Source organism: Citrobacter sp. Cpo045 (assembly GCF_030332875.1).
In the GTDB taxonomy this organism is placed as follows: Bacteria; Pseudomonadota; Gammaproteobacteria; order Enterobacterales; family Enterobacteriaceae; genus Citrobacter; species Citrobacter portucalensis.
Map to the genome: position 1 here is coordinate 30,365 of NZ_JAOWGZ010000070.1, position 24,425 is coordinate 54,789.

General features: G+C 55.3%; 23 protein-coding genes. 10 read left to right on the forward strand and 13 right to left on the reverse strand.

The window, feature by feature from the left end; translation table 11 throughout:
- Positions 1-280: 280 nt before the first annotated feature.
- The 6 genes from OGY13_RS01990 (at position 281) to fbpC (ending at position 8,074) form a co-directional block, all read left to right on the forward strand.
- Positions 281-910 (forward strand): response regulator transcription factor, encoded by a 630-nt coding sequence (locus OGY13_RS01990; RefSeq protein WP_153686875.1) that lies wholly within the window; start codon positions 281-283, stop codon positions 908-910.
- Positions 910-2,451: an MASE1 domain-containing sensor histidine kinase gene (locus OGY13_RS01995; RefSeq protein WP_213752740.1), complete on the forward strand. Its 1,542-nt coding sequence runs from the start codon at positions 910-912 to the stop codon at positions 2,449-2,451. Before OGY13_RS01990 ends, OGY13_RS01995 begins: the two co-directional genes overlap by 1 nt.
- 85 nt (positions 2,452-2,536) lie before the next feature.
- A complete protein-coding gene (uhpC, locus tag OGY13_RS02000; protein WP_213752739.1) occupies positions 2,537-3,841 on the forward strand; it encodes an MFS transporter family glucose-6-phosphate receptor UhpC in 1,305 nt (434 codons plus the stop codon).
- A complete protein-coding gene (locus OGY13_RS02005; RefSeq protein WP_213752738.1) occupies positions 3,838-4,869 on the forward strand; it encodes an ABC transporter substrate-binding protein in 1,032 nt (343 codons plus the stop codon). Before uhpC ends, OGY13_RS02005 begins: the two co-directional genes overlap by 4 nt.
- A 68-nt stretch (positions 4,870-4,937) precedes the next feature.
- Positions 4,938-7,016 carry an ABC transporter permease gene (locus tag OGY13_RS02010; protein ID WP_213752737.1) on the forward strand — a complete coding sequence of 693 codons (2,079 nt, stop codon included), beginning with the start codon at positions 4,938-4,940 and terminating at the stop codon, positions 7,014-7,016.
- Positions 7,017-7,027: 11 nt separating this feature from the next.
- The gene (gene fbpC / locus OGY13_RS02015; protein WP_048214817.1) at positions 7,028-8,074 is read left to right on the forward strand and encodes a ferric ABC transporter ATP-binding protein; all 1,047 of its coding nucleotides are present in this window, start codon (positions 7,028-7,030) and stop codon (positions 8,072-8,074) included.
- A gap of 109 nt (positions 8,075-8,183) precedes the next feature.
- Here the strand turns inward: fbpC and mmuM are convergent, their stop codons facing one another.
- The 9 genes from mmuM to OGY13_RS02060 all read right to left on the reverse strand — a co-directional run bounded on the left by mmuM (position 8,184) and on the right by OGY13_RS02060 (position 18,343).
- Entirely contained in the window at positions 8,184-9,116 is a 933-nt protein-coding gene (gene mmuM / locus OGY13_RS02020; RefSeq protein ID WP_174770642.1) for a homocysteine S-methyltransferase, read from the reverse strand.
- Positions 9,103-10,506, reverse strand: coding sequence for an S-methylmethionine permease (gene mmuP, locus OGY13_RS02025; RefSeq protein WP_001373486.1), 1,404 nt, complete (start codon positions 10,504-10,506; stop codon positions 9,103-9,105). The genes mmuM and mmuP overlap by 14 nt, the downstream gene beginning before the upstream one ends.
- 274 nt (positions 10,507-10,780) lie before the next feature.
- On the reverse strand, positions 10,781-11,992 hold the full coding sequence (gene mhpT / locus OGY13_RS02030; protein ID WP_213752736.1) for a 3-(3-hydroxy-phenyl)propionate transporter MhpT: 1,212 nt from the start codon (positions 11,990-11,992) through the stop codon (positions 10,781-10,783).
- Positions 11,993-12,061: 69 nt separating this feature from the next.
- The gene (gene mhpE, locus OGY13_RS02035; protein ID WP_137377069.1) at positions 12,062-13,075 is read right to left on the reverse strand and encodes a 4-hydroxy-2-oxovalerate aldolase; all 1,014 of its coding nucleotides are present in this window, start codon (positions 13,073-13,075) and stop codon (positions 12,062-12,064) included.
- Complete coding sequence (gene mhpF, locus OGY13_RS02040) at positions 13,072-14,022, reverse strand: acetaldehyde dehydrogenase (RefSeq protein WP_003830924.1); 951 nt, start codon at positions 14,020-14,022, stop codon at positions 13,072-13,074. Before mhpF ends, mhpE begins: the two co-directional genes overlap by 4 nt.
- On the reverse strand, positions 14,019-14,828 hold the full coding sequence (mhpD, locus tag OGY13_RS02045) for a 2-keto-4-pentenoate hydratase (protein ID WP_213752735.1): 810 nt from the start codon (positions 14,826-14,828) through the stop codon (positions 14,019-14,021). Before mhpD ends, mhpF begins: the two co-directional genes overlap by 4 nt.
- A gap of 9 nt (positions 14,829-14,837) precedes the next feature.
- Positions 14,838-15,704 carry a 2-hydroxy-6-oxonona-2,4-dienedioate hydrolase gene (mhpC, locus tag OGY13_RS02050; protein WP_111466010.1) on the reverse strand — a complete coding sequence of 289 codons (867 nt, stop codon included), beginning with the start codon at positions 15,702-15,704 and terminating at the stop codon, positions 14,838-14,840.
- A 28-nt stretch (positions 15,705-15,732) separates the two neighbouring features.
- Positions 15,733-16,677, reverse strand: coding sequence for a 2,3-dihydroxyphenylpropionate/2,3-dihydroxicinnamic acid 1,2-dioxygenase (gene mhpB / locus OGY13_RS02055; RefSeq protein ID WP_032942486.1), 945 nt, complete (start codon positions 16,675-16,677; stop codon positions 15,733-15,735).
- Between the two features lies 1 nt (position 16,678).
- Positions 16,679-18,343 (reverse strand): bifunctional 3-(3-hydroxy-phenyl)propionate/3-hydroxycinnamic acid hydroxylase, encoded by a 1,665-nt coding sequence (locus OGY13_RS02060; protein ID WP_213752734.1) that lies wholly within the window; start codon positions 18,341-18,343, stop codon positions 16,679-16,681.
- Between the two features lie 191 nt (positions 18,344-18,534).
- Between OGY13_RS02060 and OGY13_RS02065 the strand changes: the two genes are divergently transcribed.
- Both OGY13_RS02065 and OGY13_RS02070 read left to right on the forward strand, forming a co-directional pair.
- On the forward strand, positions 18,535-19,347 hold the full coding sequence (locus OGY13_RS02065; RefSeq protein WP_048226474.1) for a DNA-binding transcriptional regulator: 813 nt from the start codon (positions 18,535-18,537) through the stop codon (positions 19,345-19,347).
- Positions 19,348-19,482: 135 nt separating this feature from the next.
- Entirely contained in the window at positions 19,483-19,785 is a 303-nt protein-coding gene (locus tag OGY13_RS02070) for a putative quinol monooxygenase (protein WP_008783873.1), read from the forward strand.
- A 191-nt stretch (positions 19,786-19,976) separates the two neighbouring features.
- Here the strand turns inward: OGY13_RS02070 and OGY13_RS02075 are convergent, their stop codons facing one another.
- From OGY13_RS02075 to OGY13_RS02085, 3 genes are all read right to left on the reverse strand, one after another.
- A complete protein-coding gene (locus OGY13_RS02075) occupies positions 19,977-20,534 on the reverse strand; it encodes a hypothetical protein (protein ID WP_250153150.1) in 558 nt (185 codons plus the stop codon).
- 239 nt (positions 20,535-20,773) lie between these two features.
- Positions 20,774-21,250 (reverse strand): cold-shock protein, encoded by a 477-nt coding sequence (locus OGY13_RS02080; protein WP_003830914.1) that lies wholly within the window; start codon positions 21,248-21,250, stop codon positions 20,774-20,776.
- Positions 21,251-21,336: 86 nt separating this feature from the next.
- Positions 21,337-21,582 carry a YmjA family protein gene (locus OGY13_RS02085; RefSeq protein ID WP_003021350.1) on the reverse strand — a complete coding sequence of 82 codons (246 nt, stop codon included), beginning with the start codon at positions 21,580-21,582 and terminating at the stop codon, positions 21,337-21,339.
- Between the two features lie 382 nt (positions 21,583-21,964).
- Here OGY13_RS02085 and OGY13_RS02090 point away from each other — a divergent pair, with 382 nt between their 5' ends.
- Entirely contained in the window at positions 21,965-22,741 is a 777-nt protein-coding gene (locus tag OGY13_RS02090; RefSeq protein ID WP_032942484.1) for an MBL fold metallo-hydrolase, read from the forward strand.
- 18 nt (positions 22,742-22,759) lie between these two features.
- Positions 22,760-23,710: a GlxA family transcriptional regulator gene (locus OGY13_RS02095; RefSeq protein ID WP_118262414.1), complete on the forward strand. Its 951-nt coding sequence runs from the start codon at positions 22,760-22,762 to the stop codon at positions 23,708-23,710.
- On the opposite strand, the gene OGY13_RS02100 is transcribed toward OGY13_RS02095, so the two are convergent.
- The gene (locus OGY13_RS02100; protein WP_502873533.1) at positions 23,707-24,366 is read right to left on the reverse strand and encodes a class I SAM-dependent DNA methyltransferase; all 660 of its coding nucleotides are present in this window, start codon (positions 24,364-24,366) and stop codon (positions 23,707-23,709) included. The genes OGY13_RS02095 and OGY13_RS02100 overlap by 4 nt on opposite strands.
- Positions 24,367-24,425 lie beyond the last annotated feature (59 nt).

Below are 24,425 nucleotides of genomic sequence, written 5' to 3' on the forward strand. Positions count from 1 at the left end.
TAAAGGAATTAAAAATTCTGGCTAAGAACAAAGCGTTTTTAGAAAAAAAGCGGCAATAGTTAGCTATTTCGCTCATTACGGAACGTAGGCCGGATAAGGCGCTTGCGCCGCCATCCGGCAATCAATGCCTGATGCGCTGCGCTTATCAGGCCTACACTCGCTACAACACCCGGCAAATTATTGCGATTTTGTTACATTCGTTACATATCCGCGCCACGATGATTGCCAGCGCAGCGCTGGCAGGCATCATAGAGGCCATTGTCAGCAAGAGAGCAATATCATGATTCATGTTGTGCTGGTGGATGACCATGTGGTGGTGCGTTCCGGCTTTGCGCAATTACTCAGTCTCGAAGACGATCTGAACGTTACCGGTCAGTACAGCAGCGCGGCGGAGGCCTGGCCTGCACTTCTGCATGATGATGTCAGCGTCGCGGTAATGGATATCGCCATGCCGGATGAAAATGGTCTGAGCCTGTTAAAACGACTGCGGGCGCAGAAGCCCGGTTTTCGCGCCATTATTCTCAGCATTTATGACTCGCCCGCGTTTGTGCAAAGCGCGCTGGACGCTGGCGCCAGCGGTTACCTGACCAAACGCTGCGGCCCGGAAGAACTGGTGCAGGCTGTACGCTCAGTAGGCATGGGCGGCCATTACCTGTGCGCCGATGCGCTGCGTGCACTACGCGGCGGCGAGCAGCCCGCGCAGGTTCTGGAAGTTCTGACCCCGCGCGAGCGTGAAGTGTTTGATCTGTTGGTTAAAGGTGACAGCGTAAAAGAGATCGCCTTCAAGCTCGACCTCAGCCACAAGACGGTGCACGTTCATCGGGCGAACGTGCTGGGCAAACTGCAATGCCACAGCACCATCGATCTGGTGCATTTTGCCCTCGACCACCAACTATTGACGGGGCATTAATGTCGCGTAGCCTTCGGCATTGGGTTATTTCTCTGTTTATTCTGCTGGCCTGGGGATCGGGCTGGCTGATGCTGTGGACGCTGGGGTTTTACCTGACCCACAACGGCCAGCAGGCGGCGCTATTTCTGCCGCACGGCGTCTATCTCGCGCTGTTAATTCTGCTTTCTCGCCGTTACTGGCCCGCGCTGATACTGCCGCCGGTGTTGATGTTGTTCTGGCTGCACAGCGAGCAATTACTGAATGGCTATATCCTGCTGGCTGCGCCGTTAATTAGCCTGATTCCGGCGAGCATCGGCCAGTCATACTGGCACCGCTTTCCCCTTTACTGGCAACGCTTAACGCTGCTGCTGGCCGCCGTAACGCTCACCTCATTGCTCAATACCGCCCTGCTTTCACCGTTTATCCAGAGCCCGGCAACGCTGATTGGCCTGGCGTCGTTTACCGGCGGCGTGTTGCTGACGCCGTTTGTTTATCTGATCTATGAATTTTTGCGCCAGCAGCACCGCTATCATCTGCTCGGGCTGGATACCACCAATCCCCCGCTGCGCACCTCGCTTATCATCTGGTGTAGCCTGTTTTTTATTATTGGCATCGGTACTCAGATGGTGCTGTCGCCGGAGATCGAGCGCCTGTTGCTGATCGTGGTGTTTTTACCAAACGTGGTGATGGCGTGGAAATTTGGCTGGCAGGGCGGCGTGTTGTCAGGATTGCTCGGCAGTATGATGATCACTATCGCCCGGCAAATCGGCGTCGGGTTCAGTAACTTACTGGAGCTGGAGATTTTCCTCGCCACCCAGGCTCTGCTGGGTATAGGGCTGGGGATCGCCATCAGCCGCCAGCAGCATCTGGCGCAAAACCTGCACCATTATCGCCAGCGTCTGGAAACCGAACTGGCGGCGCGTCGCGCGCTGACCGAACAGCTGATCCGCACCGAAGAAAACACGCGCAAAAGCCTGGCGCGGGAACTGCACGACGAAATTGGTCAGAACATCACCGCCATTCAAATTCAGTCGCAACTGGTCAAACGCGCACCGGGTCGTGAGCAAACGCTTGAGGCTGCGAATCAAATCAACGACCTGGCCCGGCGTATTCATCACTCCACCCGTCAGCTGCTGCGCCAGCTGCGTCCCCCCGCGCTCGATGAACTGTCTTTTAAAGATGCACTACATCATCTGGTGAATGAATTTGCTTTTGCTGAACGGGGTATTCGCTGCCGCTTTGATTATCAGCTAGAAAATACGCCAGAAAACGAAACGGTGCGCTTCACGCTGTATCGCCTGTTGCAGGAGTTACTCAATAACGTCTGCAAACATGCCGATGCCAGCGATGTGTCGATTACGCTGCGCCAGCGGGAACATTGCTTGTTTCTGGAGGTCGCTGACAACGGCGTTGGTATTCTGCCAGAAAAAATTCCCGGTTTCGGTATCCAGGGGATGCGTGAGCGGGTGAGCGCCCTTGGCGGTGAACTGACGCTCGAATCAAACAACGGCACGCGAGTAATTGTTAACCTGCCCACAAATTTGCAACAAACCAGCAGCTAACCAGGAAAAAGTCTTAGTCACTGCGGACTTTCTCTCATCCCCTTTTGCTTTCACTTTCCTATAGTCAGCACAAACGGAGACTGCCATGCATACACGCTCAGCCAGCGAAACAGACCAACAATACCGGGCGCTACGCCCCCGGCTGCTGATGTGTATGGTAATTGGTTACGCCGCGTTTTATCTGACGCGCAAAAGCGTTAACTACGTCCTCCCGGCGCTGCAAACGGATCTGGGTCTGGATAAAGGCGATATCGGCCTGCTTGGGTCACTGTTTTATCTGACCTATGGTCTGTCGAAATTCACCGCCGGGCTGTGGCACGACAGCCACGGACAGCGCGCATTTATGGGTATTGGTCTGTTTGCCACTGGCGTTTTAAACGTGCTGTTCGCCTTTGGTGAATCGCTGACGCTGCTGCTAGTGGTCTGGACGCTGAACGGATTTTTTCAGGGCTGGGGCTGGCCGCCCTGTGCCCGACTACTGACCCACTGGTACTCGCGCAACGAACGTGGCTTCTGGTGGGGCTGCTGGAATATGTCGATCAACATCGGTGGCGCCATTATCCCGCTGATTAGCGCTTTTGCCGCCCACTGGTGGGGCTGGCAGGCGGCCATGCTGGCACCGGGGATAATCAGTATGGCACTGGGAATCTGGCTCACCCTGCAATTGAAAGGCACGCCCCTGGAAGAAGGATTACCCACGGTTGGGGAATGGCGGCATGACCCGCTGGAGCTACGTCAGGAACAGCAAAGCCCGCCGATGGGGCTGTGGCAAATGTTGCGCACCACCATGCTGAAAAATCCGATGATCTGGTTGCTCGGCGTGTCGTATGTATTGGTCTACTTGATCCGCATTGCGCTCAACGACTGGGGCAACATCTGGCTGACGGAAAGCCACGGCGTGAATCTGCTCAGCGCCAATGCCACGGTGATGCTGTTTGAAGTTGGCGGCTTGCTGGGGGCGCTGTTTGCCGGATGGGGATCGGATCTGCTGTTCAGCGGTCAGCGTGCGCCGATGATTTTGCTGTTCACGCTGGGGCTGATGGTTTCCGTCGCCGCACTGTGGCTGGCACCAGTGCACCACTACGCGCTACTGGCAGTGTGCTTCTTTACCGTGGGCTTTTTTGTGTTTGGCCCACAAATGCTAATTGGCCTCGCAGCCGTTGAATGCGGACACAAAGCGGCGGCAGGTTCAATTACCGGTTTTCTCGGGCTGTTCGCCTATCTGGGGGCCGCGCTGGCGGGTTGGCCGCTGTCGTTGGTCATAGAACATTACGGCTGGTCGGGAATGTTCAGTTTGCTCTCGGTTGCCGCTGTCTTTATGGGTTTATTGCTGATGCCGTTGCTCATTGCGGGCATTACCCCTTCTCTCAGTCAAAGGATAAAACAATGAAACTGACGCTTACCTCTACCCTGATTGCTTCCGCTCTGATGCTGGCAGCCTTCAGCAACGCAGCCCAGGCGCAGGGCCGTCTGGTGGTGTATTGCAGCGCCACCAACGAGATGTGCGAAACCGAAACCAAAGCCTTCGGTGAAAAATATGATGTGAAAACCTCATTCATTCGCAACGGCTCGGGCAGTACGCTGGCGAAAGTCGATGCAGAGAAGAAAAACCCGCAGGCGGATGTATGGTACGGCGGTACGCTGGATCCACAATCCCAGGCCGGTGAAATGGGTCTGCTGCAGCCGTATAAATCACCAAACCTCGAACAGATCATGGAGAAATTCCGCGATCCCGCGAAGGTCAAAGGTAACCTCTCTTCGGCGGTTTACGTCGGTATTCTGGGCTTTGGCGTCAACACCCAGCGCCTGAAAGAGAAAAACCTGCCGGTGCCAAAATGCTGGAAGGATCTGACCAAACCGGAATACAAAGGCGAAATCCAGATTGCTGACCCGCAAAGCTCCGGTACCGCCTACACCGCGCTGGCGACCTTTGCTCAACTGTGGGGTGAAGATCAGGCCTTTGATTACCTGAAACAGCTCAATGCCAACGTCTCTCAATACACCAAATCCGGCATTGCCCCGGCGCGTAACGCCGCTCGCGGCGAAACGGCTATCGGCATTGGCTTCCTGCACGACTACTCGCTGGAAAAAGAACAGGGCGCACCGCTGGAGCTGATTTCCCCCTGCGAAGGCACCGGGTATGAAATCGGCGGCGTCAGCATCCTGAAAGGTGCGCGCAACGTCGACAACGCCAAACTGTTCGTTGACTGGGTGCTGTCGAAAGACGCACAGGAGCTGGCGTGGAAGAAAGGGAAATCCTATCAGATCCTGACCAACACCACCGCCGAGACCTCTCCTAACTCGCTGAAGCTCGACGACCTGAAGCTTATCAATTACGACATGGATAAGTACGGCTCGACTGACGTACGTAAGGCGTTGATCAATAAGTGGGTTAGCGAAGTTAAGATGGGTAAATAAGCCCACGTTGCGTTCATTTGCCGGGTAAGGCGTAAACGCCTTACCCGGCCTACATTACCGGAAACGCTATGTCACACACACTTGCACTCCATCCCGTGAAAAAACGGGATGCGATATTTCTTTGGGTTTTGCTCGGCTGGCTGGCGTTTGCCCTGCTGCCTAGCTGGAGCCTGGACTACGGTTTGCTGGAGTCAACGCGGGAAGAAATACTCGCCGCCTACGGCTGGTCGCAGTTCAATATCAGTTGGCTGTGGTATCTGCTGCCAAGCCTGCTGCTGGTGCGCCCATTCCATGAAGCCAGGCGCGAACAGCGCAGCCGCCATTATCTTGACGCGGGTTGGGCATTTTTCTGTATGGCCTTTATTGTCGCCAGCGCCACCCTTGAGGGGCGCGGCTTAGGCTATGCCACCATCGTGCTGTTTGTGGCGCTTGGCGCAATCATGACCCTGGCACTCACCCGCCTCGAATGGCTGGGCGGTGACCGTTTCGTCATCGGCTCACTTACCGCGATTGTCGCGCTGATCGGTATTTTTATCGTCTGGCCGAGCATCGCCATTTTCATTCCGATGTTCACCAACGACGCTGGGGAATTTGCCCCGCTGGCGTTTATGAATGTGCTGTCGCAGGCGCATATCATTCAGGTGATCCTCAACTCGATTATGCTGTCGATTGCCGTCGGCGTCGGCTGTACCTTCTTTGGTCTGGTACTGGCTATCTACACCACCCGTATCGCCAGGCGCAGCGCCATAATCGGACGTATCTTCTCGATTTTGCCGATCGTCACTCCGCCGTTTGTCGTCGGTTTAGGCGTCACGCTGATGATGGGACGCTCCGGTTACATCACCGAGTTTATGGTCGACTGGTTTGGTTTAACCAACACCAACTGGCTGTATGGCTTTACCGGCATCTGGCTGGCGCAGGTTCTGGCCTTTACGCCGATGGCGTTTATGATCCTCGACGGAGCAATCAAAACCATTCATCCGTCGCTGGAAGAAGCGTCATACACCCTGCGTGCCAGCCGCTGGCAGACCTTTAACGGCGTGTTTGTCCCGCTGCTGAAACCCGCACTGGCGAACGCCTTTTTGATTGTGGTCGTGCAGTCACTGGCCGACTTTAGTAACCCGCTGGTGCTCGGCGGAAACTTCGACGTGCTGGCAACGCAAATCTACTTCTACATCACCGGTTCGCAGCTTGACTACCAGGCCGCCAGTACGCTGGGTGCCTTCCTGCTGCTGTTCTCGCTGCTGGTGTTTTGCGTGCAGTATATGTGGATTGGTAAACGCTCATACGTCACCGTTTCCGGCAAATCCTACCGGGGCGACGTACAGCCGCTGCCGGTAACGCTGGTATGGAGTGTGGTCGCGCTGCTGGCAGTGTGGATTGCCTTTAACGCCCTGCTCTACGGCAGCATTTTCTACGGTAGCTTCACCGTCAACTGGGGCGTGGACTACACCCTGACGCTGGCGAACTTTACCAAACTGTTCGGTCAGGGGATGAGCGATGGCGCGTGGCCTTCACTGCTCGACACCCTGCTCTACGCCGGGATTGCCGCGCCGATCACCGCGATCTTCGGCCTGCTGATCGCGTGGATCGTGGTGCGCCAGCAGTTTAAAGGCAAGAAGACCATCGAGTTCACCACCATGCTGTGCTTTGCCGTTCCGGGCACCGTCGCGGGCGTGTCGTACATTCTGGCCTTTAACAGCGCCCCGGTGTACCTCACTGGTACGGCGGCGATTGTCATTATCTCAATGGTGATGCGTAACGTCCCGGTCGGTATCCGCGCAGGCATCGCGGGCTTAGGCCAAATCGATAAATCGCTCGATGAAGCCTCACTCAGCCTGCGCGCCGGTTCTCTGCGTACTATTACGCACATCCTGCTGCCGCTGCTGCGCCCGGCGATCCTCTCGGCGCTGATTTACAGCTTTGTGCGCGCCATTACCACCGTTAGCGCCATCGTGTTCCTCGTCACGCCGGATACCCGCGTAGCGACGGCCTACATCCTGAACCGCGTGGAAGATGGCGAATACGGTGTAGCGATTGCCTACGGTTCCATTCTGATCGTGGTGATGCTGGCGATTATTTTCATCTTTGACTGGCTGATCGGTGAATCACGTACCTCCCGTTCAAAAGCCAAAAACCAGGCGTAATGGAGCGCACTATGACTCAGAAAAATTTCGTTGAACTGCGCAACGTCACTAAACGATTTGGCAGTAATACGGTAATAGACAATATCAACCTCACCATCCCGCAGGGGCAAATGGTGACGCTGCTCGGACCATCCGGCTGCGGCAAAACCACTATTTTGCGCCTGGTTGCCGGGCTGGAAAAACCGAGCGAAGGGCAAATTTTCATTGATGGCGAAGACGTCACCCATCGCTCTATTCAGCAGCGCGATATCTGCATGGTGTTTCAGTCCTATGCCCTGTTCCCGCATATGTCGCTGGGAGAGAATGTCGGTTATGGCCTGAAAATGCTCGGCGTACCGCGCGCAGAGCTGAAAGCCCGCGTCAAAGAGGCGTTGGCGATGGTGGATCTGGAAGGATTCGAAGACCGCTTTGTCGATCAGATCTCCGGCGGGCAGCAGCAGCGCGTGGCGCTGGCCCGCGCGCTGATCCTCAAGCCGAAAGTGCTGCTGTTTGATGAGCCTTTGAGTAACCTCGACGCCAACCTGCGTCGCAGCATGCGCGACAAGATCCGCGAGTTGCAAAAGCAGTTTGATATCACCTCGCTGTACGTCACCCACGATCAGAGCGAAGCCTTTGCGGTTTCTGATACTGTGCTGGTGATGAACAAGGGACACATCATGCAGATCGGCTCACCGCAGGATCTTTACCGCCAGCCCGCCTCCCGCTTTATGGCGAGCTTTATGGGCGATGCCAACCTGTTCCCGGCAACCTTCAGCGACGGATACGTTGATATCTACGGCTATCATCTGCCGCGCCCGCTGCACTTTGGTACACAGGGTGAAGGGATGGTCGGTGTGCGCCCGGAAGCGATCACGCTCAGCGATCGCGGCCAAGAGAGCCAGCGCTGCGTGATCCGCCATGTCGCCTATATGGGGCCGCAGTATGAAGTGACGGTGGAATGGCACGGGCAGGAGATTTTATTGCAGGTCAACGCTACGCGCCTGCAACCGGACGTCGGCGAGCAGTATTATCTCGAAATCCATCCGTACGGCATGTTTGTTCTGGCGGATGCGGCATAACGTTTTGTGGCTTTGTAGGCCGGATAAGGCGCTTGCGCCGCCATCCGGCAATGCCTGATGCGCTGCGCTTATCAGGCCTACAATGAACGATGTAGACCCGATAAAACCCTCAGCTTCGCGCTTTTAACGCGGCAATATCCGCAGGCGTGGTGCGACAGCACCCGCCAATTAACCGTGCGCCAGCGGCCTGCCACTGCGGCAGATAATCCGCCAGTTGCGCGCAATGCTCACCGTGATGATGCCAGGTTTTGCTCACCGCATCGTACTGCTCGCCCGAGTTCGGATACACCACCAGCGGCAGCGCCGTTAAACCGTGTAAATGCTGCAACGCAGCGGTGGTGTTTTCCAGCGCAATGCAGTTAATGCCTAGCGCCACCACCTGCGGATAACCCGCCAGCAACGCAACCACGTCACGCAGCGGCGTACCGTCGCTCAGGTGCTCTCTGTCGCGCAGGGTAAATGAGAACCACGCCCGCGCACGCGGATATGCGGTCAACAGCTCAGCCAACGCCTCAATCTCGGCAAAATTCGGCAGGGTTTCGCAGGCCAGCAGATCGGCCCCGGCATCCAGCAAGGCTTCCACGCGCGGGCGATGAAACGCCTGAAATGCCTCAACGCTACAATGATAATCGCCACGGTATTCAGAGCCATCCGCCAGATACGCGCCGTAAGGCCCGACGGATCCCGCCACCAGAAGCGTTCCCGCCTGCGGGTTCTCTGCCAGATACGCTTCACGGGCTTTACGCGCCAGCTCCACGCTTTTGCCAATCAGCGCTTTCGACTGCGCTTCATCCAGACCTCGCGCGGCGAAGCCCGCCGGCGTCGCCTGATAGCTGGCAGTGATCGCGCATTGCGCCCCCGCCCGGTAGTAATCAAGATGCACTTCGCGGATAAGCTCCGGGTTTTCTACCAGCACTTTGGCTGACCACAGGCTGTCGGCTAAGTTACACCCTCGCGCTTCCAGCTCCGTCGCCATCGCGCCATCCAGCAGCAGGATATCCTGTTTATCAAGGAGAGCGCGTAACGGATTATTCTGCGACATGTTCTGGCTCCTGTTTTGCGTTTCGGGGTTGAGTAAGGAAATAAGCACCATAGCACAACGCAACAAACGGTAACCCGCACCACAACGCAATTCTCTGCGCTGGATCGAATGCCAGCCCCACACAGGCCACCAGGCACAGCACAAAACCTAATACCGGCACCAGCGGATACCACGGCGCGCGATAATGTAATTCACTCAATGCCTTACCTTGTTGCAGATGACGGCGGCGAAAAACAAAATGCGAGGCGCAGATACTCAGCCACACCGCTACCACCGCAAACCCGGAGATTGCCGACAGCGCAACAAATACCGTGTCCGGGGCCACCACGCTGGAAAACAGCGCCAGCACACCACCGAGCATACTGACCGACAGCGCCGTCAGTGGCACGCCGTTTTTCGTTACTCGCGCAAAACAGGCCGGTAGCGTACGTTCATTCGACAACGACCACAGCATGCGCCCGGAGGCATATAACCCGGAGTTCGCTGCAGAAAGAATAGCCGTCAGGATCACGAAGTTAAAAATATCAGCGGCGTACGGGATCCCTACTTTCTCAAACACCAGCACAAACGGGCTTTTCTCCACGCCCGCCTGCTGCATCGGGATCAGCGCTGCCAGCACAAACACGGTGCCGATAAAGAAAATAATCAGTCGCGCGATGGTAGTACGAATCGCTACCGGGATAACTTTGCGCGGGTTTTCCGTTTCACCGGCGGCAATGCCGATAAGCTCGGTACCCGAAAAAGCAAAGTTCACTGCCACCATAGTCATCAAAATCGGTAAGCCACCGTGCGGGAACCAGCCTTCCGCCGTGATATTACTCAGCCCCGGCGCGGGCGAGCCATCCTGCATCGGAATAAAGCCGAAAATCGCCGCCCCACCGAGGATGATAAAGGCGATGATAGTGACCACCTTGACCAGGGAGAACCAGAACTCCCCTTCGGCAAAAAAGCGCGTGGAGATAACATTCAGACCAAAAATAATCGCGCAGAACACCACGCACCAGACCCATACCGGCACCTGTGGAAACCAGTACTGCATACAGAATCCGGCGGCGGTAAAGCTCGAACCCAGCGCCACGGTCCAGGTCAGCCAGTAGAGCCAGGCCACGGTATACCCGGTAGCCGGACCAAGATAGCGCGCGGCATAAACGTGAAACGCCCCGGTCTCCGGCATCGCGACCGACAGCTCGCCCAGACACTGCATAACCAGCCAGACCACCAGCGCACCAATCAGATAGGCCAGCAGCGTTCCCGCCGCTCCAGTGGTGGAAATGATGTACCCGGTATTAAAGAATAATCCTGTGCCAATCACGCCGCCCAAGGAAAGCATAATCAGGTGACGCGTTTTCATTGTGCGCTTCAGTGGCGCATTTTGTTGTGTTGTTTGCATATAACCTTCTAAACGTATGGACATCTAAACATCCAAAGAAGGTTTGTTATACCGCGTTTGTTAACAGAATGCAAAGTCAACCCTGCACCAGACGCAGATGACCGCGTCGGGCGCTTAATAGCGGGTGGGGATTAATAATCAGATACAAAAAGGGCCGCCAGCTCATAACGCCTCCGTTGCCATGTTTTATCTAAACTTTGGCAACACAGTTGACTGACGGCGTTAACCCGGAAGTGGGAATCAAATCTCCCCACTCCCACAACCGGATGAGTGCTTAAGCACCGCTGGCCGGGATCGGCATCTGCGATTTGCGTCTCATCAGAATAAATACCGCCAGGCCTGCCAGCAAAATGCCCGGCGCAGAAGCCGCCATCACCCCTACCGTTCCGGTACCGAGCGCTAACATTTTCCCTGCCAGCAGCGGACCGCTCATCGCCCCCAGACGCCCGACTGCGACGGCGGTTCCCACGCCTGTGGCGCGGATCTGCGTGCTGTAAAACAGCGGCGCCATCGCATACAACACACTTTGCCCGCCGGTGGCGAACATCCCCGCCACAAATCCCGCCATTAGCATGCCGCTCAATGACGACACCGTACCCAGCGCCAGCAGTGAAGCCAACATCCCGGTGTAGATCAGCAGCGACATCACCACCGGGCGCAGTTTATCCATTAACGCCCCGAGAATTAACGTGCCGCTGGCCGCGCCAATTTGCAGAGCAAACATTACGCCTGCCGCCTGCGATGGTCGAAAGCCCTGCTCCACCAGCAGCATCGGCAGCCAGTTGATCAGCATATACACCACCAGCAGGGTGAAGAAATAGCACAACCACAGCAGCAGCGTGGCACTCGCCGTCGCTGGCGCAAACAGGGCACGCAGCGGTGCGGCGGCCACTTGCGTTTGTTGGGTATAAACCTGTGATTCCGGCAGCCAGCGCATCAACAGCGGCACCAGCAGCAGCGGGATCACCCCGCCTACCCAGAACACCGTTTGCCAGGCGGAGGCCAGGCCGCTAAACCCGAGCGCTGCCGCCAGCGCCGCGCCAATCGGCACACCGCAGTACATCAGGCTCACCGCCGTACCGCGAAAACGCGGGCCCGCCGCCTCGGAAGTCAGCGCGATCAGATTCGGCAACGCCGCGCCCAGCCCGACACCGGTCATCAGACGGGCAAACACCAGTGATGAGAAATCCCAGGAAATCGCCGTCGCCAGCGAGAACAGGCCGAACAGCGCCACAGAGGCAATGAGAATGCGCTTGCGGCCATAGCGGTCAGCCAGCATACCGCCCACCAGCGCGCCGGGCAGCAACCCGAGAATGCCCGCACTGAAGATCCAGCCCATCTGCATTTTATCCAGCGCAAACGCGTGGGCGATACCGACGGCAGCGATACCGGCGGCCTGTAAATCCAGCCCTTCCATCAGGGCAACTAAAAAGCAAAGCCCAACGGTCAACGTCAGGCGGTAAGATGCGGGGGTACGGGTCGTCATAAGATGTCCCTCTGAGGTCACGATGCAGGTGAATCGCGGCTGATACGTTGCCAGCCGCGTAATCATTTTTTATTTGCGGTTGCGCAGGTCCAGCGCTACGTCGACGATCATATCTTCCTGGCCGCCCACCATCCGACGTTTGCCCAGTTCCACCAGAATATCTACTGCGCTCAGGTCATAACGTGCTGCCGCCACTTCGCAATGACGCAGGAAGCTGGAGTACACCCCGGCATAGCCCAGCGCCAGCGTTTCACGATCCACCCGCACCGGGCGGTCTTGTAGTGGACGCACTAAATCGTCGGCGGCGTCCATCAGTGCATAGAGATCGGTGCCGTGCTGCCAACCAAGCTTATCCGCAGCGGCGATAAATACCTCCAATGGCGCGTTGCCCGCGCCTGCGCCCATCCCGGCCAGGCTGGCGTCGATACGGTCACACCCCTCTTCTACCGCGGCAATGGAGTTCGCCACCCCAAGACTCAGGTTGTGATGCGCATGCATTCCGGTTTCTGTTTCCGGCTTCAGCACCGCTTTCAGTGCGCGGAAGCGGGCGCGAATATCGCTCATGTTCATTGCGCCGCCGGAATCGACCACATAAATACAGGTCGCTCCGTAGTTTTCCATCAGCTTCGCCTGCTGCGCCAGGTTCTCCGGTGTGGTCATATGGCTCATCATCAGAAAGCCGACGGTATCCATGCCAAGCTCACGCGCATACTGAATATGCTGGGCCGACACGTCTGCTTCAGTGCAGTGGGTCGCCACGCGCACTACCCGTGCGCCGGCCTGATATGCATTTTTCAGGTCATGAATAGTGCCGATACCCGGCAGCAACAGCGTGGCAATTTTGGCATGCTTCACCACGTCCGCCGCCGCTTCAATCCACTCCAGGTCGCTGTGCGCACCAAAGCCGTAGTTAAAGCTGGAACCTTGTAAACCGTCGCCGTGGGCCACTTCAATAGAATCAACCCGTGCGTCGTCCAGCGCTTTGGCTATCTGGCGCACATTCCCCAGCGAATATTGATGACGAATGGCGTGCATACCGTCGCGCAGGGTCACGTCAGAGATATAGATTTTTTTACCGTTCATGCTGCTTCTCCTGCCTGACGAGCGAGGGACTGCGCCATCTTCTCAGCGGTCGCCAGCGCGCTGGAGGTCATAATGTCGAGGTTGCCCGCGTAGGCTGGTAAATAGTGCGCCGCGCCTTCCACTTCCAGATACACCGCAGTTTTTAGCCCAGAGAACTGGCCGATACCCGGCAGATTCACCGGTTTATCTTCCGGGATGACTTCAAACTGGACACGCTGTTTCAGGCGATAGCCCGGCACGTAGGCCTGCACCGCCGCCGCCATCTCATTAATCGACGCTTCAACTTCAACCTCAGAGGCCGCTTCGCTCAGCACATACACCGTGTCACGCATCATCAGCGGCGGCTCGGCCGGGTTAAGGACAATAATGGCTTTGCCTTTTGCCGCGCCGCCGACCACTTCAATCGCCTTCGAGGTAGTTTCGGTAAACTCGTCGATATTGGCACGGGTACCCGGCCCCGCCGATTTACTGGCGATCGAGGCGATAATCTCGGCGTAATGGACTTTTGCCACGCGAGAAACTGCCGCCACCATTGGGATGGTTGCCTGTCCGCCGCAGGTCACCATATTGACGTTCTGCTGATCAACGTTGGCTGCCAGATTCACCACCGGCACGCAGTAAGGACCGATTGCCGCGGGCGTCAGGTCGATCAGGCGGATGCCAGGTTTAACGGCACGTAGCGCGGCGTCGTTCTTCACATGCGCGCCTGCGCTGGTGGCGTCAAACACGATGTCGATATCGGCGAATTCCGGCATGGCGATAAGCCCTGTCACCCCTTCATGGGTGGTGGCAACGCCCATGCGTCGGGCACGCGCCAGGCCATCAGATTCTGGATCGATACCGACCATCACCGCCATTTCCAGATGCACGCCGTGACGCAGAATTTTTATCATCAAATCGGTACCGATGTTGCCGGAGCCGATAATGGCGACTTTACGCTTACTCATGACTGACTTCCTTTTGTAACCGCCGCTGAAAAGGTGGCGGCGACTGAACCAATACCGTCGATATAGGCTTCGAAACGATCGCCCGCATTCACCGCCACCATCGGGCCTAACGCTCCGGTGAGAATAATGTCTCCCGCACGCAGCGGCTCGCCGAGGCTGGCCATTTTGCGCGCCAGCCAGACGGCGGCGTTGATCGGATGTCCCAGGCATTCGCTGCCGCGCCCGCTGGAGACCTCTTCGTTGTTGCGCGTCATTTTCATCGCGCAGTTTTTCAGATCTAATCCTGCCGGACGCTGTGCCGGACCGCCGACCACATACACGCCACAGGAGGCGTTATCCGCCACGGTATCAACAAATTTGATCGACCAGTCGCGGATACGGCTGCCGACCACTTCCAGCGCGGGAAGTACCCACTCTATGGCGTTGTAAAGCTCGTCAAAAGTGGTGTCGGTATTGGGCAGATCGCGGTTCAGCACCAGCGCAATTTCGGCTTCAATACGCGGTTGCAGCACACGGGAAAACGGGATGGTTTCGTTATCGCCATAACACATATCAGCAAACAGCGTACCGAAGTCCGGTTGATCGACACCCAGCTGCTGCTGCACTTTCGGGTGCGTCAGCCCCACTTTGCGCCCGACCACGCGACGCCCGCGCGCCACGTCGTACTGCACGTTGATGCGCTGAATGGCGTAGGCCGCTTCGGCGTTATCTACACCAATCAATTCACGCAGCGGGGCGATGGCTTCCCCTTTTTCTTCAGCCTGACGTAAATCGGCGGCTAGCTGCTCAAAATTACGATTCGTCATGTCCGTTCCTTAAGGGCGTGTGAGGAAATTCAGCACCAGTTGGTTAAAGGCATCCGCATGTTCCCACTGCGCCCAGTGCCCGCAGTCGCGGTAGATATGCAGCTCAGAACCGGCAATTCCGGAGAGCAGGCGCAGACCGGCATCCATCGGTACAAAGCGGTCATTGCGACCCCAGACAATCAGAGTCTGAGCTTTGATTTCACCCAGACGCGGGCTGAAATCCGGGAATTGTTTCGGGTTGGCCTCCAGGCTCTGGACAAAGTTTTCCAGGTGATCGCGACGCGACAGCATGTTATTCAGGCGCGCCTCAAACAACGCCTCGGTCAGATCGCTGGTGTCGAAGACAAAGATCTCCATCATCAGCTTCAGGTTCTCGATGGTCGGCTCGCGATACAGCTGATTCAGGCGCTTGATACCTTCGGTCGGCATCGGGGTAAACAGGCTCATGCCGCCCGTTCCGCCGCCCATTAGCACCAGTTTGCCCACGCGCTCCGGCCAGCTCAGGGTAAACGCCACAGCACTGTGACCGCCCATCGAGTTACCCAGCAGGTGGACTTTTTGAATATCCAACTGATCGACCACGCTTTTCAGGATGCGGGCGTTGAGATCGGATCGCGAACCGCGGTTAACGATCCCATCACTTTTGCCCCAGCCAGGACAATCCAACAGGATCACCCGGTATCCGGCCTGTACCAGCGGATCGATATTGCGGCTGAAGTTTGCCCAGCCCGTCGCGCCAGGACCGGATCCGTGCAGCAGCACGACGGTCTCTTCGCCCTGCCCACAGTCATTGAAATGCACGCGTAAGGTTTCGCCTGCTTCCTGCACCTCCAGAAAACGACTGGTAGCGGCTTCGGTTTGCGGTTGGTAAGTCATGATGTTCTCCTGCATATTCAGTTCTGTTTTAGTTCTGCGTAGTGGCGCTCAGGGAGCCGAATCCGGCGATCCACTCCGGGATCGGGCGGTAATAACGGCCTTCGCTGCGCCAGTTGCCAAAAGCAGAAATAGCGGCGAAGGCGGCAACCCAGGTTTTCACTTCGTGCGTTGATTTGCCCGCCATCGCGGACAGCTCTTCGTTACTGACCGCGTCCAGCTCCTGCAAACGCCCCTGCTCAAGCAGGGACATAAAACGGTTATCCCAGACAGGGTTAAGCGGGTGTAGCGTGTTTTGATCGACCACAAACTTCTCGGCGGCGCTGATCACCCGCTGCTGGCGCAGCTCGCGCTCGTTTTCAGGTAACTGTTTGCCGCTGCCGAGCAGGCGGTCACGCATATGGGCATCAGCCTTCGCCAGCTCCGGTACCGGCGGCTGATGCGACAGACCACCGGAGCCTAAAAACAGCACGCGCTTATTCAGCGAGCTGGCGAAACGGCCAATCGCTTCACCGAGCATGCGGGTACGCTGAAAGCCCGGCAGCGGCGTGGCGACACCGTTAATAAACACTGGCAGCACCGGCACCTTATCCAGGCCGCCGAGCAAAAACTCCAGCGGCTGCGCGAAGCCATGATCGACCTGCATGTTGTAGGACACGGCGAGATCGATACCGCTTTTCATTACCGCGTGGGCGCAGGCTTCAGCGAGATCTGTCGGCACCGGTAATTCCCCCGCCGCACTACCAAAATCGCCGATCGCTGTAGCTCCAACGCCTAAACAGAACGGCGGCATCACGTCGTAGAAAAATCCGTTGTAGTGATCGGGGGCAAACAGCACGACCAGTTCAGGTTCGAACGCCGCAATACGTGCCCGAGCACTGGCGATCACGCCGTTAACCTCGTCGAGCACAGCCTGTGCCGGGTCGACATAGCCCACCAGCGGCGAGTGGGAAAGACAGTGAAGATAAGCGTGCATATCAGGCAACCTTTTCAACAGGAATGTCGGCAGTAGCGCGAGTGAGCGTCATCACCGACGCCAGTTTATTCAGGGTGCTGCCCAGGGTTTGCGGAATGGCGATGGCGGCCACGAAGCGGTCCGGGCGCATTACCACCAGCGCGGCGTTGTGCTGGGCAAACCACGTGCGCAGGCGGTTTTGCGTATCGCCAATGCGGGTAACGCCGTCGTGGTTATCCTGATCGGTATGTATCTGCGTATCCGGCACGACCTGGATAAAACGCGTCCCCAGCGCCTGCCACTGTTGGATCTGCGCCTCGCTCATGCCCCATAGTGGGTTACAGCCCCAGCCAATCACCGCGAAATTCGGTCCGATGACGTTGTCGAGCAACGTCACTTCGCCCGATTCCAGCGTCACCTTCGGCTGGATAAACATCTTGCCGACCGGTGAAGTTTTCGCGTCGCCTTCACGCACCAGCGCCCCGGCGTGGTACTGCGGCATCGGCTTAAACCGCATTTCAAGGAAGTAGCGTTTGACCGGCGGAATATAGTTCAACAGCCAGGAAACCCCATCGCGTACCGCGCCGTGCCAGCGTTTGGGCGGCGCAAGTACGTTGCCAGCGGTCACGGAGAGGTCGATCATCGCTTTGGCGTGGTCGCGGCGTTCCTGCTGGTAGGTATCCAACAGCGCATCGTCGGCTTTACCGTTAATCACCAGCGCCAGTTTCCACGCCAGGTTGAAAGCATCGCGCATGCCGCTGTTGTATCCCTGCCCCTGCCAGACCGGCATAATGTGCGCCGCATCGCCCGCCAGCAGCACGCGGTCAATACGAAAACGTTCGGCCAGACGAGCATTATGGGTATACACGCGCTGGCGGATCAGCTCGACGTTGTCCGGGTTCGGCAGCACTTTGCTCAGCAACTGACGCATATTCTGCGGTTCACTGAGCTGAGCTTCGGTTTCCCCCGGCATCACCATAAACTCAAAACGGCGCACCGCGTGCGGCAGCGCGGCGGAGACATACGGGCGCACCGGATCGCAGCACAAATACACATGCGGCGTGCTGAGCGGATCGTTGGCGATATCCACCACAATCCACTGATTCGGCGCGGTTTTACCTTCAAACGGCACGTTCAGAGAACGTCTGACGTTGCTGCCGCCGCCGTCGCAGGCCACCAGCCACTGAGCCTTCACCGTTTCACGTTGACCGTCTGGCGCTTTCAGATTTAGCGTCACTTCGCCGTTTTGTTGGCTGAAGGCCTCCAGCTCGCGGGAGAACAGGCAGCGCACGTTGGGAAAACGCGACAACCCTTCCAACATCACCGCGTCCACCTGCGGCTGAATAAACGCATTACGACGCGACCAGCCAAATTCGTCGGTCATCGGCTGGATATCAGCAAAGCAACGGCCTTTTGGGGTGAGAAAGCGCATTGCGTGCCACGGTGTGGTGTGCGGCAAAACGTTCTCGACCAGCCCCACAGACTGCATAGTGCGCAGCGCTTCATCGTCAATGCCGATGGCGCGAGGATAGTCGATCAGCGTGTCGAGCTTCTCCACTACCAACACCTCAATGCCCATCTGGCCAAGATAGTTGGCCATCATCAGCCCTACCGGACCAGCACCGGCAATCGCCACCTGCGCGGTATGCTGCACAGCGGGTTGGATATCCGGGTTTTTTGTTGTCATTTCAGAACCTCACGACTCGGACAAAACGCAATTGCGGACCCTGGTGAGGCGCAATTTGTTTTGTTAAAAATATGTGAATAATTTTTTGTTGTGCGGTCAGTATAGAAGCGAGTTTTTGCGCTACAATCAAAACATGCCAGGATGTGCACTAAGTGCACAACGTTGTTTTACCTGTAGATTTGTCAATGAATATGAAAAATGACGAGAGCACTGAGTACAAAACCGTACGCGGATTAACGCGCGGATTAATGTTATTAAATATGTTAAACCGGCTCGATGGTGGGGCCAGTGTTGGCTTGCTTGCTGAGTTAAGCGGCCTGCATCGCACCACGGTCAGACGGCTGCTGGAAACCCTGCAGGATGAGGGTTACGTCCGGCGCAGCCTGTCCGATGACAGCTTTCGCTTAACCATTAAAGTCCGCCAGCTCAGCGAGGGGTTTCGTGACGAGCAGTGGATTTCTGCACTCGCCGCCCCGCTGCTGGGAGATTTGCTGCGCGAGGTCATCTGGCCGACCGACGTTTCCACGCTGGATGTGGACGCGATGGTGGTACGTGAAACCACCCACCGTTTCAGCCGTCTGTCGTTTCACCGGGCGATGGTAGGGCGTCGTTTGCCACTGCTGAAAACCGCATCCGGCCTGACCTGGCTGGCATTTTGCCCGGAGAATGAACGGCAGGAACTGATTGAAATGCTTGCCTCCCGATCGGGAGAAGAGTTCCAGCTTGCGCGCGAGCCGCTGAAGCTCAATGCCATTTTGACCCGCGCGCGAAAAGACGGTTTTGGCCAGAACTTTCGCGGTTGGGATCAGGAAGAGAAAATCGCTTCTATCGCCGTCCCCATCCGCAGCGAACAGCGGGTGATCGGCTGCCTGAATTTGGTGTATATGGCCAGCGCCATGACCATCGAACAAGCCGCGGAAAAGCATCTTCCGGCCTTACAAAAGGTGGCGAAACAAATAGAGGACGGCGTCGAATCGCAGGAGATTTTGGTTGCCGGGAGGTGAGATGGATCACAGTTATGCGGATCATCTGATTGATAGCTGGCATAACTCACTATCCGGCCGATAAAACTCTGTGACCTCTTGTCCAAAAAATATCTTCATTACATAGTGTGCATTCGTTTTCTGCCAGGAGGCTGCATGTTAAAGGTCATTGCTGAGGATTTCATCAAACCTGAGTATATTGAAACTGTTCTCCCGTTGTATCGTGAGCTAATAGCGGCAACGAAGAAAGAACCGCACTGCATTGCTTACGACCTCTATATTGATGAAAAAGATCCGGGGCATTTTATTTTTATCGAAGAATGGCCAAACCACGCGGCTCTCGATGAACATTGTGCCAGCGAGCATTTCCAGCGACTTGTACCATTAATCGATCAATACACGCGCCAGGAAGCACGTTACATACTGATGGATGACGTGGTAAATCCGGCAGTCTCGTGATAATGAAGAAAGTAGTTGGAATACTGTTAATTATGTTTTTGGCAGAATGCTCAACACCAGGAAAGACAGTCTTTTACTTCCCTGGTCGCTGAGGGCTTAAAGCCTCTTCAAAAGAGGCTTTAAGCTTTGCAACAATGCATCCCACGGATTACAAAACGGAATCATCACTGTTCCAGATATTAAGCGCATTTTTACGAGGCCATTTTCATCGCGGCACCAATAACTGCCATACACATACTGCTCGCAAGTAAAACAATAAACCAATATATATAATTATTAAACTTTGTAAATAACCAGATAAATCTAAGCAATGACAATGCAGCAATAGAAATAGAAGACACAAACATTGTAAATATATAAATACCAGAAATTATCCATCCTGCTTCTTCGTAAATACTCTTCATTGTAAAAATAAGGATAGATAAGTAAAATGCTGATAAAGCAAGCCCGCTCAGAAAATCATAATAATCGATGTATGTGATGTTTTTATCTTTCTGCGGAAGAGCTATAAACTTTTCAAGTTTCTCATTGTCTACTCGTGACAAAAACCGATTAATTAGCGGAGTAAACATCACTAAAATCATCACCAAATGAATGAATAGTAAAGAAAGTTTAATTCTGTCATCAACCGATTCATTCTGTGGCCAGATAGATATTATTTCATAATCCATTTTTGCAAGGAGAAAAAAGCAAATGGCCGATGGTATATATTCAGAAGATATAGCTTTCCATATTTTTTTAGAAATCACTTATATTACCCCATTAGTTATACCGGTGAATCACTATTAGTTAACCGTGCTACTAATCTGCAAATAGTTGGCGATCATATTTATTTAATACGGATAATATATACCTATTCAGAAACGGATTGCTACCTACTAATTTTATCACTACATACCTGAATCACGTAAATTACACATATCAAAAAAAAACCGAAACCCGCTCCTGAAAAGAGCAGCGTTCCGGTTTTTATTCAGTCCGAAGGGTTTCAGACTTTAAGCAGTTTCACCGTCGCGTCGATGTCAATTTCATCTTCCGAGAAGATCAGCGTCGTTCCCTGGAAGGTAGTGATGGCCAGCTTTTTCAGCGTGCGCATTTCACCAGGCTTGACGTCAGATTTCGGTCGGATGCTGTTCATCAGCACGCCGACAGACAGCACAGCATTTTCTTTGTCGATACGGGTCTCTACAGGGACTTCTTCGCTGTAGACCAGGAATGACTTGATCGAGGTGAGCTTCAGACGCTCGCCTGCAATATAGATGTACTTGCTGTCTGGTATGACTTTTACCGCGTAGGCAGACAAGCCTTTGTTGTTGGTGGTGGGCTCAAAAGTCACCGCCGCGTCTTTCTTGATCAGCTCAGGATTAGCAACCTTAATCACATGAAAATAGCGGTTGTCGCCGTTTTCATCTTTGATAAATCCAAAGCCTTTATCTTTAAACCACGTTGTGATTGTTCCGTTCATTGCTGTTTCCGCCTGATTAAACCTATTACTTGTAGAGTATACCTACTCAATTTGCGCGCAGTGTAAAACACAGGCCATGTCTTTGGCTACTCGTTACCCCAACGATTGAGGAACTCCGCAATATCATCGATACGCTGAGCGTCGACACCTGCCACGGTAGCCATCTCCTGCTGCGCTTCTTCGCTGATCTCTTCGTTGTTCATCAAACGAGTGATCAGCTGCTGGAAGTAGTGCGCCAGCGCGTCACGTTCTGTGTCGCTCACCGGCTTTGCGGCCTCGGTCGCGTACTCGTCGGCGATATCATAATATTTTAGCGGAATGTCGTTGTTCATCAGTTGCTCCGGGGTAAATGCGTGTGCCAGCAGTTGCCTGCCGCGTCTGGTGTGAATGATAGCATTCTTATTTCATGGTTCGCGATATGTTTTATTGGTCACTATGCATTACATATATCAATAATGTTTTCCGGCACAACTTCGCATTTAATAAACCTTTCCGTATTTAAATAACAGCATTCTTATTCAGTTCGATATAATAGCTACTTATTAAATAACGAGCCACCAAGGAAATATTAAATTACTTTAATTCTAATTACATTATCGACATCTGTAATCCGCAGTTGGCCCAATCCCATCGCTAGTCGCCCATTTGCCCACATTCATCTTCTGGACAACACTCTACGATGACACCACTGACCCAACACGTGGAGCAAACACCATGAACATCACGCAAATCCGTAACGCTACGCAGCACATCACTTTTGGTGGCAAAACCTTTCTGATCGACCCTATGCTGGCGGCAAAAGGTACTTATCCGGGCTTTGCCGGTACGGCACGCGCCGAGATCCGCAACCCGACCGTTGATCTGCCTGTCGATATCGACACCCTGCTCAACGTTGATGCGCTGATCGTGACCCATCTGCATGAAGACCACTGGGATGAATCCGCGGCTCGTGTCGTACCGAAAGACAAACCGATTTATGTGCAAAACGATCGCGATGCGCAGGTACTGCGGGAACAAGGTTTCACGCAACTGACCGTACTGACGCAAAACACTGCGCTTGGTGATATCACCCTGCGTAAAACCGGCGGCCAGCACGGTTCGGATCGCGCTTACGCCATCCCGCAAATGGCTGAGCGTCTGGGTGATGCCTGCGGAGTTATCTTCCAGCATCCGGCGGAAAAAACGCTGTATCTGGTCGGGGACACCATCTGGCGCGACGAGGTGGAAACCAACATGCGGACTTTCCAGCCAGGCGTGGTCATTCTGAACGCAGGCTTTGCTCACGTTATCGGGTTTGGCCCAATTATCATGGGCGCGGAAGATGTGCTAAAAACCCACTTCACGCTGCCCGAAGCACAAATTGTGGCGACCCACATGGAGGCGATTAACCACTGTCTGCTGACCCGCGCGGCCTTGAAAGAGTACGCCTGCGACAACCAGATTGCGCAATTCGTTAACGTGCCGGAAGATGGCGAAACCCTGACGTTTTAAACTCCACAGAGGACTCGTATGCAACCGCTTAACGTCGCCATTGTTGCCGTGGAAGATTTCAGCCCGTTTCACTTCTCGGTGCCGTGCATTATTTTTAGTGACAAAGTGGCGACGAAAAAGCGTTTTGAGGTGCAACTGTGTGCAGAACAGCCGGGCATCGTTTCCTCGCAGGATGGCTTCTCCATTAACGCAGCCTACGGCTATGAAGCGGTGGAGGCCGCCGACATTGTGGTGATCCCCTGGTGGGGTACCACGGCACATCGGCCACCACAAAGCCTGCTTGATGCGCTCAATCGTGCGCGACAAAACGGCGCGCAGATTGTTGGGTTATGCCTGGGTGCGTTTGTCCTCGGCTACGCCGGTCTGCTGGATGGCAAACGGGCGGCTACGCACTGGGAGTTCGAGCAGGATTTTCAGGCCCGCTTTCCGGCAGCTCATCTGGATATCAACGCGCTGTACGTGGATGACGACGGTATTATTACCTCGGCAGGCACCGCCGCTGCGCTGGATTGCTGCCTGTACGTCATCCGCCAGCGTTTTGGCAGCACGGTGGCGAATCAGATTGCCAGACGGATGATTGTGCCGCCACATCGCGAGGGCGGCCAGGCACAGTTTATCGAGCAACCGGTGGCGAAAAATACCAAAGATCAGCGCATCAACGTCTTGCTCGACTATTTGCGCCAGCATCTCCATGAATCACATAATCTTGACGAGCTGGCGCAACGGGTGATGATGAGCCGTCGCACCCTCACCCGTCATTTTATGAAGGCCACAGGGTCAAGCGTGGCCGAATGGTTGATTGCCGAGCGCCTGCGCCGTAGCCAGACGTTGCTGGAGTCCAGCCAGTTACCCGTTGAACGCATCGCAGAACAGGTTGGTTTTCAGTCGCCCGTCACCTGGCGCCAGCATTTTAAATCCCACTTTGGCGTTAGCCCGGCTGAATGGCGTAAAACCTTTCGCGGCGATTAGCCTCTTTTTTGCGCCAGCCAGATGGTGTGCCCGGTGCAGTGCGGATCTTCCATCACCATCTCGACCACCGCAAAACCGTGTGCTGACAGCAGTGCGCGGTATTCATCCGGCGCGAGGCTGGCGTGAAACAGCGGCTCACCTTCAAATTGCCCCATCGCGATGCCGTTGTCCGTACCGCTGGTAAACATCAGCGCGCTACCGGGATGGCTGAGGCGGTCAAAAATCGGGAACATCTTTTGCTGGTCCTGCTGAGTTAAATGGAAAAAGCTGTCCCAAGCGATCAGTCCATCGAAAGTCTCATTGAGTGCCAACTCGCGCATATCCTGTTCCAGCCAGCGCTGTGCAGGATAAGTGTTTCGGGCCCGCGCCAGCATCGCCGAGGAACCATCAACGCCGGTAAGCTGAAAACCTTGCTGGATAAAATAACCGGCGATCGGCTGACCGTTGCCGCAGCCAATATCCACAATGCTGCCCTGCCCGCCCATCACGGAAATAAATTTATCGAGCCAGCTTTTCTCGAACAAGGTGCGCGAGCGCTGGCTGGCAAAAGCATCCGCATGGCGTCGGTAGATGGACAGAATATTTTTTGCCGCAGAATTGCTCAAAATATCCTCACTTTTTTCTTCTGTTAGGTATAACGGCGATAAATCCTTCATCACGCTATCCTCAAACCCTGGAATGCGCCTCGCAGAACCCATGCGCAAATACCCCAAAA

Coding starts and splice junctions, on each gene's coding strand:
- fbpC (WP_048214817.1), top strand. CDS start 7,028: ATGACTCAGAAAAATTTCGTTGAACTGCGCAACGTCACTAAACGATTT.
- OGY13_RS02070 (WP_008783873.1), top strand. CDS start 19,483: ATGTTAAAGGTCATTGCTGAGGATTTCATCAAACCTGAGTATATTGAA.
- mmuP (WP_001373486.1), bottom strand. CDS start 10,506: ATGCAAACAACACAACAAAATGCGCCACTGAAGCGCACAATGAAAACG.
- uhpC (WP_213752739.1), top strand. CDS start 2,537: ATGCATACACGCTCAGCCAGCGAAACAGACCAACAATACCGGGCGCTA.
- mhpE (WP_137377069.1), bottom strand. CDS start 13,075: ATGAACGGTAAAAAAATCTATATCTCTGACGTGACCCTGCGCGACGGT.
- mhpD (WP_213752735.1), bottom strand. CDS start 14,828: ATGACGAATCGTAATTTTGAGCAGCTAGCCGCCGATTTACGTCAGGCT.
- OGY13_RS02090 (WP_032942484.1), top strand. CDS start 21,965: ATGAACATCACGCAAATCCGTAACGCTACGCAGCACATCACTTTTGGT.
- OGY13_RS01995 (WP_213752740.1), top strand. CDS start 910: ATGTCGCGTAGCCTTCGGCATTGGGTTATTTCTCTGTTTATTCTGCTG.
- OGY13_RS02095 (WP_118262414.1), top strand. CDS start 22,760: ATGCAACCGCTTAACGTCGCCATTGTTGCCGTGGAAGATTTCAGCCCG.
- mhpF (WP_003830924.1), bottom strand. CDS start 14,022: ATGAGTAAGCGTAAAGTCGCCATTATCGGCTCCGGCAACATCGGTACC.
- OGY13_RS02065 (WP_048226474.1), top strand. CDS start 18,535: ATGAAAAATGACGAGAGCACTGAGTACAAAACCGTACGCGGATTAACG.
- mhpB (WP_032942486.1), bottom strand. CDS start 16,677: ATGCACGCTTATCTTCACTGTCTTTCCCACTCGCCGCTGGTGGGCTAT.
- OGY13_RS02085 (WP_003021350.1), bottom strand. CDS start 21,582: ATGAACAACGACATTCCGCTAAAATATTATGATATCGCCGACGAGTAC.
- OGY13_RS02080 (WP_003830914.1), bottom strand. CDS start 21,250: ATGAACGGAACAATCACAACGTGGTTTAAAGATAAAGGCTTTGGATTT.
- OGY13_RS02100 (WP_502873533.1), bottom strand. CDS start 24,366: ATGAAGGATTTATCGCCGTTATACCTAACAGAAGAAAAAAGTGAGGAT.
- mhpT (WP_213752736.1), bottom strand. CDS start 11,992: ATGACGACCCGTACCCCCGCATCTTACCGCCTGACGTTGACCGTTGGG.
- OGY13_RS02005 (WP_213752738.1), top strand. CDS start 3,838: ATGAAACTGACGCTTACCTCTACCCTGATTGCTTCCGCTCTGATGCTG.
- OGY13_RS02060 (WP_213752734.1), bottom strand. CDS start 18,343: ATGACAACAAAAAACCCGGATATCCAACCCGCTGTGCAGCATACCGCG.
- mhpC (WP_111466010.1), bottom strand. CDS start 15,704: ATGACTTACCAACCGCAAACCGAAGCCGCTACCAGTCGTTTTCTGGAG.
- OGY13_RS02010 (WP_213752737.1), top strand. CDS start 4,938: ATGTCACACACACTTGCACTCCATCCCGTGAAAAAACGGGATGCGATA.
- mmuM (WP_174770642.1), bottom strand. CDS start 9,116: ATGTCGCAGAATAATCCGTTACGCGCTCTCCTTGATAAACAGGATATC.
- OGY13_RS01990 (WP_153686875.1), top strand. CDS start 281: ATGATTCATGTTGTGCTGGTGGATGACCATGTGGTGGTGCGTTCCGGC.